General features: G+C 38.6%; 11 protein-coding genes. 3 read left to right on the plus strand and 8 right to left on the minus strand.

Features of this window, described 5'->3' with window-relative positions; translation table 11 throughout:
* Positions 1-8: 8 nt before the first annotated feature.
* The 7 genes from H4J39_RS17330 to H4J39_RS17360 form a co-directional block, all read right to left on the minus strand.
* Positions 9-1,544 carry a Re/Si-specific NAD(P)(+) transhydrogenase subunit alpha gene (locus H4J39_RS17330; protein ID WP_182229598.1) on the minus strand — a complete coding sequence of 512 codons (1,536 nt, stop codon included), beginning with the start codon at positions 1,542-1,544 and terminating at the stop codon, positions 9-11.
* A 250-nt stretch (positions 1,545-1,794) separates the two neighbouring features.
* Complete coding sequence (locus H4J39_RS17335; protein ID WP_182229599.1) at positions 1,795-3,144, minus strand: lipopolysaccharide assembly protein LapB; 1,350 nt, start codon at positions 3,142-3,144, stop codon at positions 1,795-1,797.
* A gap of 10 nt (positions 3,145-3,154) precedes the next feature.
* Positions 3,155-3,784: an energy transducer TonB gene (locus H4J39_RS17340; protein WP_259368878.1), complete on the minus strand. Its 630-nt coding sequence runs from the start codon at positions 3,782-3,784 to the stop codon at positions 3,155-3,157.
* Between the two features lie 3 nt (positions 3,785-3,787).
* Positions 3,788-4,201: a biopolymer transporter ExbD gene (locus H4J39_RS17345; RefSeq protein WP_182178845.1), complete on the minus strand. Its 414-nt coding sequence runs from the start codon at positions 4,199-4,201 to the stop codon at positions 3,788-3,790.
* Between the two features lie 26 nt (positions 4,202-4,227).
* Complete coding sequence (locus H4J39_RS17350; protein WP_182229600.1) at positions 4,228-4,758, minus strand: MotA/TolQ/ExbB proton channel family protein; 531 nt, start codon at positions 4,756-4,758, stop codon at positions 4,228-4,230.
* A 3-nt stretch (positions 4,759-4,761) separates the two neighbouring features.
* Positions 4,762-6,156, minus strand: coding sequence for a MotA/TolQ/ExbB proton channel family protein (locus H4J39_RS17355; protein WP_182229601.1), 1,395 nt, complete (start codon positions 6,154-6,156; stop codon positions 4,762-4,764).
* Positions 6,157-6,167: 11 nt separating this feature from the next.
* On the minus strand, positions 6,168-6,959 hold the full coding sequence (locus tag H4J39_RS17360) for a DUF3450 domain-containing protein (RefSeq protein ID WP_182229602.1): 792 nt from the start codon (positions 6,957-6,959) through the stop codon (positions 6,168-6,170).
* 236 nt (positions 6,960-7,195) lie between these two features.
* Here H4J39_RS17360 and H4J39_RS17365 point away from each other — a divergent pair, with 236 nt between their 5' ends.
* On the plus strand, positions 7,196-7,558 hold the full coding sequence (locus H4J39_RS17365) for a DUF3718 domain-containing protein (RefSeq protein WP_182229603.1): 363 nt from the start codon (positions 7,196-7,198) through the stop codon (positions 7,556-7,558).
* A gap of 302 nt (positions 7,559-7,860) precedes the next feature.
* Here H4J39_RS17365 and H4J39_RS17370 read toward each other — a convergent pair whose 3' ends face one another.
* Entirely contained in the window at positions 7,861-9,969 is a 2,109-nt protein-coding gene (locus H4J39_RS17370) for a TonB-dependent siderophore receptor (protein ID WP_182229604.1), read from the minus strand.
* Positions 9,970-10,230: 261 nt separating this feature from the next.
* Between H4J39_RS17370 and H4J39_RS17375 the strand changes: the two genes are divergently transcribed.
* A complete protein-coding gene (locus H4J39_RS17375) occupies positions 10,231-11,418 on the plus strand; it encodes a PepSY domain-containing protein (protein WP_182229605.1) in 1,188 nt (395 codons plus the stop codon).
* Positions 11,418-11,882 carry a hypothetical protein gene (locus tag H4J39_RS17380; RefSeq protein WP_182229606.1) on the plus strand — a complete coding sequence of 155 codons (465 nt, stop codon included), beginning with the start codon at positions 11,418-11,420 and terminating at the stop codon, positions 11,880-11,882. Before H4J39_RS17375 ends, H4J39_RS17380 begins: the two co-directional genes overlap by 1 nt.
* The last annotated feature ends 194 nt before the right edge of the window (positions 11,883-12,076 follow it).

Raw genomic sequence — 12,076 nt, forward strand, 5'->3', positions numbered from 1 at the left:
TGCGCCCCTTATCTTCTAAACATTTTTAACATACGTTTGGTCACCACGAAGCCACCAACAATATTTATTGTGGCAATGAGCACCGCAATCCCCGCCAGTATCTGTATCAATGTATTGTCTTGCCCTATTTGTAACAAAGCGCCAACAATAATAATGCCAGAAATAGCATTGGTTACACTCATTAAAGGCGTATGCAGCGAATGACTGACATTCCATACCACGTTGTAACCAATAACACAGGCAAGTACAAAAACAGTAAAATGAGAGAGGAAATCAGCAGGGGCAACACTGGCCACCCAGGCAAATAATATAGCGCCCAAGCCCATAAAAAGATGCTTCTTAGTTTGTGAGGCTGGTTGAACTTCCTCAACAACGGCTTCGATTTTTATTGGTGCAGGCTTAACAGGTGCAGCACTGACTTGTATTGGTGGAGGTGGAAAGGTAATTTCATCATTTTTGACTACGGTCATATTGCGAACAACTTGATCATCAAAATCAACCGTAATGGTGCCGTCTTTATTTGGACAAACTAATTTAGTTAAGTTAACCAAATTGTTTGAATAAAGCTGTGATGATTGATTCGGTAAACGTGACACTAAATCAGTATAACCAACAATCTTAACACCATTAACATTAGCGACTTTACCCGGCACCGTTAACGCACAATTACCACCGCCCGCTGCCGCTAGATCGACAATAATTGAGCCAGGTTTCATTGAATGCACCATAGCTTCTGTAATTAATTTGGGTGCAGGTTTTCCTGGGATCATCGCAGTAGTAATAATAATATCAACATCTTTGGCTTGTTCAGCAAAAAGTGCCATTTCAGCATCGATAAATGCTTTACTCATTTCTTTTGCGTAACCATCGCCAGAGCCAGTATCTTCGGGTTCCTCGTAATCTAATTCAAGAAACTCTGCCCCCATACTTTCAATTTGTTCTTTTACTTCTGGGCGAGTATCAAAAGCGCGAACCACAGCGCCTAAACTTCCAGCAGTGCCAATAGCCGCAAGACCAGCAACCCCCGCACCAATAATCATCACTTTGGCAGGAGGCATTTTACCCGCAGCCGTAATTTGCCCGGTAAGAAAACGACCAAAAAGATGAGTGGCTTCTATAACAGCACGGTAACCAGCAATATTAGCCATTGAGCTAAGGGCGTCCATTGACTGAGAACGCGTCATACGTGGCACCATTTCCATAGCAAAAGTGGTGATTGATTTTTCCCGCAAAGCTTCAAGTAATTCAGGACTTTGCGCAGGGGCAATAAAGCTGACTAAATGTGCGCCATCTTTCATTTGCGCAACTTCGTCAAGTGATGGAGCATTCACTTTAAAAATAATATCTGACTGCCAACATATTTTTTTCGTGACTAAAGAAGCTTCTGCATCGGCAAATTCTTCATCGGTAAAACTTGCTTTTGTCCCCGCTCCTTTTTGTACCTGGACAGTAAAACCAAGTTTGAGTAGAGCAACTACCGAGCTTGGCGATGCTGCTACTCGGTTTTCCCCCGTTAACGTTTCCTTAGGTATTCCAATATTCATAAGCCACCTTTTTTAAAAGATCACAACTTCAACGTAAATTACGGTAAAGCTGCAACATATTATTTTTCTTATGGATTTTATAATATATTTATTATGACTAATGTTTTACCATCAATTGAATGAATTTCATACACCTAAAAAGAATAATGGTTATTTTCATAATAAATATAGAGCCCCTCACTGCGCGATGACTTTCATCTGTGATGAGGCTCTATAGATTGAATGGAATAGACCTAAACCTAATAATAAACTAGTTTAGCATTGCCAATTTTTGCTTTGCTCCTTGTTCTTTTTCTACATACTTAAACCACTGTTTAGCAGTTTTAGCCGAGCTTTTAACTTTTGTTGCTTGCTCAAAGGCAGATAAAGATTGTTCAAATTGTTGTAAGTTAAATGCTGCCATCCCTTTGACTAAGTACATATTACCTAAGTTAGTCTCTGAATCTAATCCGCCACGGTTAAGTGCTTTATCCGCTGATTTTATAGCAAGTTGCCATTTTTCTAAATTCAAATAAGCCTGGGCTAAATGGGCATCGAATTTACCAGTGTCGGAAATTTTAGCAGCGTTTATTAACACTGGAATAGATTTCTCATCATCTTTTGCAGCAATATATGCCTTGGCAAGCATATCTAAATACTTTTCCTCAGCAATCACTTTACCACTGTCTATTGCTTCAGCGAGTAAGTTAGCCGCTTTAATGGGAACCTGATGATAACGATAAAGCTGTACGAGGGTAATAATGTCGGTTGGTTGAGTCACATAACCAGCTTGCCACGCACTTTCCATCACCGCAAGTTGCTTACCTTCCTCACCTATTTCACCGTACATGGCTGAAAGCTGTAACCAATATTTAGGCTTGTTGTAATAACGAACCAAGTTTTCAATAACACGTGTAACTTCAATCGGTTGCTTTAATTCAAAGTAATTCGCACGTTGCAAGACTAACCAGTTCTCTTTGGGTATTTCATTGGCCGCGATGCTTTGTGCAACCGCTTTTGAAACATAGTTGAGCGACTCCTGATATTGTTTGTTTTGGTAATAAACCTGCGCAAATAATACCTGTTGAGTATCGGTCATTTCTTTCGGGTTACTTGCTTGCCATAATCCTAAAAATATTAAAGACTGTGGAAAGTTTTGCATTTGCATTGATAATTGCGCTAACGAGTAAAGTGTTGATAGTCTTAATGATTCAGGGATCGCTTGTTCTTTGATAACTTTTTCAAAACTGTCTATAGCTGAAGCCACATCGTCATTACCGTAATACATAAAGCCATAGAAATTCCACAGCATTGCACGCTCATAACTGTTTAAACTTTCAATACGGTCTTGTACTTCGTCAAGTACATCAAATCCTTCGAGACCATTACCTTCATCAGCCAGTTTTTGCGCTCGAGCAAGTTGTGTGTAAACACGATTACGCATTGCGGGTACTTTCACTGAGGTGGATTTTTTAGCTGACTCGCCTTGTGCTTTAACTTGATCTTGGGCTTGAGCACTATTACCACCGATATTTTCGCTAAGTACTACCGGGGCACTAAAGAGTAATGCTATTGAAAGGCACGATAACGCTTTTCTTTTTAAAGTTGTCATTTTAGTCATTACAGACTCCTTAACCTTCTATTTGGAAAGAAATTTTGTTCTGTACGCCAGCAACTTCCATGGCGACACCATCAACTACACGTGGTTTATACTTAAATTTTAATGCGGCAGCCATTGCTGCTTGGTTAAAAATATTTTCTGGTTTAGCTTCTATCACCACAGCGTCGCGTACAGAGCCATTCTTGGTCACTATAAATTCGACAATAACATAACCTTCAATACCACGAGATTGCGCGCGACGTGGATATATAGGGGCGACTTTTACAATGGGTAAATAGTCGCCATCACCGCCACTTAAACTCAAACCGCCCGCTAAACTAAGATCCGTTTGAATGTCAGCACCAAACCCAGAGCTCGTACTTAAGGCATTAGGGTTGGCTTGTTGCATTTGTGGTTGTTGCATTTGCGGTGGTGGTTCTTTAGGCGCAGGTGGTTTTTGTGGTTTTCTTTCCTTTGTCGTTAATTGCTGCTCTTTTTTTAGACGAATAAAGTCAAGCACATTACCGCGAGGTGCTTCTGTTAAGGCGTTATTCCCCCCCGAAATCAGTGCTTGCATACCCCATAACAACAAAAAGGTCATTACAACAGCAAGCAATAAACCTATGCTATAACGGGCTGGCGTGTTCATCACGGTTGCCATGACCTATCCCTCTTGTGCAGCAATTGAAACGTCATAAACGCCCGCAGAACGAGCAGCGTCCATTACTTTGATTAACGTGTCAGTTGTCGACTTTTGATCCGCTTGAATAACCACAGTACCCTGTGGGTTTTCGGCCTTTAATCTTTCTATATTCGCCTGAACTGCTCGAATATCAATGCGGCGCTTGTTGATCCAAATCTCACCTTTTTCACTAATCGCCACTAAAATATTGGCACGCTCTTTTTTTACTGCCGTAGCCGCTTCAGGGCGATTAACTTCAATACCGGCTTCTTTAACAAACGAGGCGGTAACGATAAAGAATATCAATAAGATGAAAACAACATCTAACATCGGTGTCATGTTAATTTCTTCGGCTTCTTCTTGTTCTTGTAAAATATTTGATAATTGAGAACGCATAGCGCTTCTCCTTATTTAAGTGCTAATTATTGGTGAGCCATGGGAAGGCTATCTTGCATTTGCTCAGTTCTACGTTTTGTTTTACGCTGCAACCAAGTCACCATAAATACCCCAGATAATGAACCAACCATACCTGCCATTGTTGGGATAGTAGCGCGTGAAACACCTGAAGCCATTGAACGCGCATTACCACTACCTGAAATAGCCATAACGTCGAACACTTCAATCATGCCTGTTACTGTCCCCATTAAACCAAGCAGCGGGCACAGTACAACTAAACATTGAATTAACGTTACATTCGTTTTCAGCATTTCGGTGGCTCTTGAAACATGCGCAATTCTTATGTGCTCAGCATTCCATGAATGTCTTTCTGTACGTTTAAACCAACTTTCAATGATATTTTTTTTCACTGCTTTGTAACTGTGTAAATAGAAAAATAATCGTTCAAAAATAAGTAACCACATTAAACAGATAACAGCTGCAATAACACTTAGCACAAGCCCCCCCGTATCCAAGAACGCTTGGATACGATTCATCATTTCGATGAAGAGGATCATTATTTATGCTCCTTGCTCTGGTGTTGCTGTTTTAGCTGAGCCTTCTGAGCGTTCAGCTAAAATCCCAGCGCTTTGCTGTTGTAAAATATTAATAATGCCGCGGCTTCGCGTATTAAGTAATGTTGAAATAAAGACCATGGGTATCGCAACAACCAAACCAAGTACTGTGGTAACTAAAGCTTGAGAAATACCACCCGCCATTAATTTAGGGTCACCAGTACCAAAGAGCGTAATCGCTTGGAAGGTATTAATCATGCCGGTAACCGTACCTAATAAACCAATTAAAGGCGCCACAACTGAAATTATTTTGATAAAAGTAAGCCTTGTCGTTAATACCGGTACTTCTTTTAGAATGCTTTCAGAGAGCTTTAACTCTAACGTTTCAACATTGTCATTCGGGTTTTTATCTTGAACTAACATCACACGACCTAGCGGATTATCATTTGATGCGGTATTCGTTTTTAATTGACGGCTAACTTTACCGCCAATGAAAAAGAGTGTGATAAAACGTTCAATTGCGATCAGTAAACCAATAAGGCCAATCGCTAATATAACGTAGCCAACGGCTCCACCTTGCTCAACACGTTCTTGTATATCAGGTGCCTGGACTAATAATCCTAAAATTGAACCACCCGTTGGGTCTAAAGCAAAAGGAACAACGTCGCCAGTGCTTGACGTTAGTTCATCAGCACTTGATAAGTAACGGCTTGATGGTTGTCTCTTTAATTGAGCAACAGCACCTGTTTCATCAATGTACTCAAGGTACTGTCCTTGTGAAACCAAGTTAAAACCACCGACTCTAACGACATCAGCTTGGCTTTTTTGACCATTCGCTAAAACAATTTCGCGGCTAAATTTATGTACCTTGCCGCTTTGCGTCATCTCTCGTTGTAATTCAAACCACAAACGTTCAATTTCTTCGATAGAAGCTAACTTAGAAGAAGAGCCCATACTTTGTGCAAATTCATCTAAAAACTCACCACGTCCAGCAATTTGAGCTGAAACAACCGACGTTTGAAATTTACTGCGTGTGTCGCCGGCAACTTGTTGTAAAACACCAAACAACTCTTTTAATTCACCCATACGCTTATTGAGTGCATCAGTATTGTCACCAAGCTTTACATCATTGTCTTGAAAGCTTTTCTCGAGCTGAGTACTTAAATTAATGGCTTGATCACGCTGCTGATTGGCTTGATTCAACAATTGAATTTGTTGGCTCTTCTTTGCATTAAATTCAGCTTCACGACTTTGATTCTGCTTACTTTGCGCGATTTTACCTTGCGCTAATTGTGACAATAAATCATCTAAGTTTGTTGCTTGTTGAGCGATAACTTGGCTACTGAATACAGAGACCACTGACAACGTAATTGCCGAGAGTAATGTTGTTAATTTTTTCATAGCGATATTCCTTATTCAGCCGAGTTTTGTACAACAGGTACAATAATTAAGTCTGGGGCAAGTTGTTTACGAGCGATGCGTAAACCTTTATTAATATCTAAACGGTATTGAGCTGAAAGGGGTTTCCATGACTTTGATGCGTTATCCCATAAGCCTAGTTTTTTTCCATCACGTGTTTGATACACTAAACTCACCCGACCAATTCTGAGGAAATCAACATTTTGTTCACTACCCTCTATATCAATTAACCCCGTGTATGCTTCAATAGTTCGTCCGTAATCAACTTCAACTTGATAAGCTTCTAGTACCCGGCGAAACTTCTCTGAAATAGCAACGTCGGCACGTTCCATCATGCTTTTTAAATCGGTGATACGTTGATTACGCTCAGTCGTTAAAAACTGCACATCTAAAGCAACAAAGTTTTCTAGTGTTTCAATCATACGGGCCATTAACGGTGAAATTTGGCGCTCTATAATGCTAACTTGTTCCATCGATACCGCAATTTGGTCAAGCTCTTTTAATTGGTTTGCCACTTGCGTATTCATTTGTTGGTTATAAACAGTTAAGCCATCAATTTCCTTGTTAATGGTTTTAAATTGTTGCAACTTTGTTTGTATTTGCTCGCTAATGGTATTAACACGCTGTTGAGATTGACTTGCTGATTGGTTGATTTGTGTTCCCGCATCAACAACTTGATTCAGTTGTTTGTCGTTACTTTCTGCAGAGGGGGTTGCATGGCTAATTAAGCTGGTTGTGCTTAGACTGAGTATTAAACAAGCTTGTGCAATTTTCGAAAGTTTCATAGTAAAACCTTTTACCTTTGTTTGAGTTAATCAGTTCTTATTTGATTACCCCTAAAATTAATGTCGATTATGTTAATGGCTAAATGTGACGATTAAGTTTCAGTAATATTGCCGATTTATTAAATGAAGAGTGTTATTGAAAATAAAAATGGATAAAAATGAAATTAAAGAATTAGCGACTACACTTATTAGAAGTAAAGAAAATTAGTGAATGACAAATTTTGAGGAGTAAATGAATGATGAGATATAACGTAGCAGGTATCACCTCAATAATAATATTACTCTTAGTAACACAATCATACTCACCTAAGGCAATGGCCTATAATGTTGCTCAAAACATTTGTGAATTTGTTGCCGCTGACGACAAGAGGCGATTCCGCTCTTTATTAAAAACACAACGTATTAAAATACGCTCTATTTTTGATGACATAACCTGCAACGGTAAAAATATATTATTTTTTGCTGCAGCAAGCAACGCTAATAATGTTGGTGAAATGATTATTAAAAAACTGCCAAAAAAAGTATTAGGTGAATTAGTTGATGAATTAATACTCGCCTCGCCAACCTTAGGCGCCTTAGCTAAAGAAAGATCAGGCTAAATAACACTCACTATAAGCCATAAAAAACCACTAAAACTCATGTACCTTAAAACCCTAAGTTAGCATTAGCGACTTAGGGTCAATTATTGTTAGCCCCTAATAGTCGCATGCAATCAGACAAAGTAGCCATAGACGACACATTCCCCCAAATTTGCCATAAACAAGGCAAAAACACCCAAAACTCTCACTGTAAAAGAGAGGTTTTGGGTGTAAATTAAAGCAAGAAAAATCCAAGTAATGTTGATGTAAAGGTAAACACGGCAAGGGCATTGTGCATCAATTGGCCCATGCCGCATGCTTATTTAAAAACGATAAGTTACGTTAACACTACCTTGAGTAGGAGCGCCGTAAAAGCCAATATTCTTTAAACTAGTGATATATTTTTCATCAGTAATATTATTAATATTTGCTTGTATTGCGAGATTATTTGATACGTCCCAACGAGCAAAAGCATTAACAAGTAAGTATGAGTCTTGTTTCACTGTTGCTGCAGCATTCTCAGTTTTGGATTGCCATTTACCACCTAAGCCCATCATTAACTCAGGTAATTGTGTGAAGCTATAATCTACAGAAAACTTAATCAGATTTTCTGGCTCCCACGCACTCGTACTTTTACCTAATTCATCTTCTATTTTTAAGTTTGTGTAAGCAAAAGTAGCATTAAGGTTATCCGTTAAGCGCCCAATAATTTCCAACTCAAAACCGTTTGAGTCTATTATCGTGCCTTTATAATAATAGTTTCCTAGGTCGTTGATCCCTGCGAAAACCGCTATATTGTCTTGTTCAGCACGAAATACAGCAAAGGTCGCGAGTAATTTATCATCAAACCATTGTGTTTTTACGCCTATCTCATAGTTAACCCCTTTACTTGGATCTAAGAAGTGGCCATCGTAATCATATTGTTCTTGTGGTTGGTATATATCTGAATAACTAACGTAAGCATTAATATCATCAGTAATCGAATAGGTTGCGGCTAGGTAAGGGCTAATTTCGTTTTCATCATTATCGACAGCCCCACCAGAGTTATAACCTTCTCGGCTGTAATCAATAGCATTAAAGCCAGCTATGATAAATAAATCATTGCTTATATTTAACTTTGTTGAGCCAAATAGGCGTGTTAGCGTTACATCAAGATCAGAATAGCGTATTTTATCAGCCCACACTGGCTCAGGAATAGCATTTTGCGCATACGGAAAAGCAGGAGTTAAGCCATAAGCTGGTGTGGTTGCTTGGTCATAACTGCTGGTAAAGGAAATATCAGTACTTTTAGAGGTACTTACACCAAACGTTAATTCATGGTCTTGACCAAATAAACCGTATTTACCTTTTGCGGTTAAATCAAATAAATCAGCGTCAAATTCCGAGTCATATCTTCCTGGCTGGCTTGCTAAACCTAGCTTGGTTTCACTGTCATAGAGACCAAAACCGTCAAATACATAGAGTAATTTACTTTGGTCTTCAGAATCTTGTTTATTATAAGTTGCTTTTATTTCCCAATCATTATCAAAGGTATAAGCATACTCAATAAAAGCATTGATATTGAGAGTGTCCCACATAGTCCAGTCTTGAGTTGGACTAGTACTAACATCAAAGTCTGCCTGCGTGCCATCGGAATAAGCTAGTGGTAAGCCACCCCACATAACACCATCACTATTTGCATCTTGGTATGAAGCGCCAAAGGCTAGTGTTGAGTGGTCTGTAAGCTGTCCATCAACTACGCCCGAGAAATAGATACGATCATCTTCTAAGCCATCAAGATATGAGCCTGACTCTTGTGCAACAGCAATAATACGTGCCGCCCAACTGCCACTTTCTGTTATAAAAAATGAAGCATCTGTTTGTAAACGTTGAAGATCATCTGAGCCAAATACTAAAGCTACTTCCGCTTCGTTTTCATTCGTTGGACGTTTTCGCACATAATTAATAGTACCCGCAGCATTACCCACTCCAGTTAATTGACCATTAGCCCCACGAATAACTTCTATTTCTTCATAGCCGTAACTTTCCATAGCACCAGTAACGAGACCCCAGCCGTTAGGTAGACCAATACCATCAATTTGCGTACTTTTAATATCAAAACCACGAGAGGTATACCTAGTGCGGTTAGTTTCACTGCGCTCTATGGAAATTCCGGTCGCCAGTTGCAGCACATCATCAATGTTATTAACCGCGAAGTTCTTAATTTGCTCAGAGTCGATAACACTAATTGATTGTGGCGTTTCATTAAGCTCCATGGTTAAACCCGTGGCACCTTTACTTACTCGATCGGTACGAACACCAAAAATTTGTATTTTTTCAATTTTTTTATTGGTATTTTCAACCGTTTCTTTAGCCTTCACCTCTTCGGCATAAGCAGGAAAGCCCATAGCTAAAACTAATGAAGATAGCGCAAAAGCGTGTTTAATTTTCATATTTACCCTTAATGTATCAATATTTTATGTGTATTGGATTTTTTACATTATTGTACATTTCCTTACACCAATGTAAATAGAAATTATTATCATTCGTATTTAGTGGCTTTTTTAGCTTGAACGTTATTGAACGAATGCACAGTAAAATGGACAACACACTACAATAGATAGTATTTATATTTCCCATGAATGCTATTGATAATCATTCTCATAAGCATTAACATACTTAATAATCCTTACACATATTAAATAAGATAAAACATGGCAAAACTTAGTAATCGTTTCTGGTTTCAACTTCACGGTTGGTTCTCATTACCCATATGGATAATTTTTTGTTTTGTTTGCCTTACAGGAACTATTGCCGTAGTAAGTCATGAACTAACGTGGCTTGCTAACCCTGATGCTCGTGCGAGTAATCCCAATAACCTTGAAAAAAAATCATCAGCTGAACTTATTTCAATTGTTCAAAATGCACACCCAACCGCTAAAATAACAACACTAATGACTTTTGAGCCGTACCTCGTTCATGCAGTTAGTTTTACTGATAAAGATAAGCCACAGGCAATTGCTTATATCAATCAATACACCGGTGATATACAGGCGATTAATCAAGGTATTACCTTTACTGGTTTTATGCGTGGCTTGCACAGTTGGTTGCTATTTCCATGGGAGAGTAATTACAGTATTGGTTATTATATTGTCTGTGCTATGGCAATAGTGATGTTAGGTGCATTAATTACAGGTTTAGTTATCTATAAAAATTTCTGGCGAGCTTTTACCCAACCTAAACTTCGTTTGAAACAAGGTAAAAAAACACTCTTAGCTGATTTACATCGTTTAGCGGGTGTTTGGTCAATTTGGTTTTTATTACTGATGAGCGTTACGGGTTTGTGGTATTTATGCCAAGCAATATTGTGGCATGCGAATGTTGATATTGAACCTCATTCTCACCTGATATCAGAACAGCACCTGCCATTAAGTGCGATGGATATTCCAACGCCAAACTTTAGCTTAGCGCATGCTTTTTCTGTTGCAGAACAAAAATTCCCTGACTTTAAAGGTAGCTATATTATGTTACCTGAACATAAGCGAGATACTTATAAACTATTTGGAAGCGGCGACTTTATTTTTTATGACCAATATTCTTATGGTGTTATTGTAAATCCGTGGACTGGCGTTTTAGAAAGTGTAAGACAACCAACTGATATGACCGTATTACAAACCTTATCTCATATTGCTGATCCATTGCATTACGGTACGATAGGGGGCGTTTGGACTAAAATAATTTGGTTTCTATTTGGTACTTTATTAACAGGCATGTCAATTACTGGATTTTTAATGTGGGGTGGTCGAACAGTAAGAGCAGCTAAGGCTGTTCAAGTAGAAACACCAATAAATAAAGTAAACGCTTCGGATACGCCACAACTAACTACACAGGAAGTTAACTAATGGTTAATTTTAAAAATAGCTTATGGCAACGTTACAAATATAAATTAAATGGTTTACTGTTAATTTTACCTTTTTATTTTCTCTATCAATCGTTATCACCTGAATTTCCTGATGCTTGGGAAACCCAAAAAATAGGTTCCTTTGAAGTGACTCCGATGCCTTATAACCTTGACCCTCCCTACCTTCATGATGGGAGCTACACCAAAGATTTTTTCTTTACGGTTAACCAGGGAGATATTCAGGAAATTCGTCAAGCTTACGTAAATATAGGTAAACAAGCATTGCCATTAAACATATTAGCGGGAGGTAATGAAGGTATATTGCACGGTAGTCAACATGGTCAAGAGGCTCATGCTATTAGCCCTAAGATATTAAAGGCAGAAGATAAGGTTTGGTTGACGATTGAAGATTGGACAGGAAAACAGAGTGTTACGAGTTGGAATATCCCTACAATACTCTTATAATAAGTGAAGTCGATAAGCCGTGTAATATGTAGATTGCGTTATTGGTTTGTAGTTTGACCTTTTGACCACTGTCATTGAGCGTAACTTTAATTTAAACAACGAAAATCCCAAGGCCAAGCTTCTTTTCTCAAAAAATAGGTATTAACATCAATGTTAATACCTATTTTTTTCGTTATAAACTTAGCCAGAACAAT

The sequence above is a fragment of the Colwellia sp. Bg11-12 genome (genome assembly GCF_014076955.1).
In the GTDB taxonomy this organism is placed as follows: Bacteria; Pseudomonadota; Gammaproteobacteria; order Enterobacterales; family Alteromonadaceae; genus Colwellia_A.

Excerpts from the sequence above, each read along its gene's own strand:
- H4J39_RS17340 (WP_259368878.1), bottom strand. The coding sequence starts at position 3,784 with ATGGCAACCGTGATGAACACGCCAGCCCGTTATAGCATAGGTTTATTG.
- H4J39_RS17350 (WP_182229600.1), bottom strand. The coding sequence starts at position 4,758 with ATGATCCTCTTCATCGAAATGATGAATCGTATCCAAGCGTTCTTGGAT.
- H4J39_RS17370 (WP_182229604.1), bottom strand. The coding sequence starts at position 9,969 with ATGAAAATTAAACACGCTTTTGCGCTATCTTCATTAGTTTTAGCTATG.
- H4J39_RS17330 (WP_182229598.1), bottom strand. The coding sequence starts at position 1,544 with ATGAATATTGGAATACCTAAGGAAACGTTAACGGGGGAAAACCGAGTA.
- H4J39_RS17375 (WP_182229605.1), top strand. The coding sequence starts at position 10,231 with ATGGCAAAACTTAGTAATCGTTTCTGGTTTCAACTTCACGGTTGGTTC.
- H4J39_RS17335 (WP_182229599.1), bottom strand. The coding sequence starts at position 3,144 with ATGACTAAAATGACAACTTTAAAAAGAAAAGCGTTATCGTGCCTTTCA.
- H4J39_RS17345 (WP_182178845.1), bottom strand. The coding sequence starts at position 4,201 with ATGCGTTCTCAATTATCAAATATTTTACAAGAACAAGAAGAAGCCGAA.
- H4J39_RS17360 (WP_182229602.1), bottom strand. The coding sequence starts at position 6,959 with ATGAAACTTTCGAAAATTGCACAAGCTTGTTTAATACTCAGTCTAAGC.
- H4J39_RS17355 (WP_182229601.1), bottom strand. The coding sequence starts at position 6,156 with ATGAAAAAATTAACAACATTACTCTCGGCAATTACGTTGTCAGTGGTC.
- H4J39_RS17380 (WP_182229606.1), top strand. The coding sequence starts at position 11,418 with ATGGTTAATTTTAAAAATAGCTTATGGCAACGTTACAAATATAAATTA.
- H4J39_RS17365 (WP_182229603.1), top strand. The coding sequence starts at position 7,196 with ATGATGAGATATAACGTAGCAGGTATCACCTCAATAATAATATTACTC.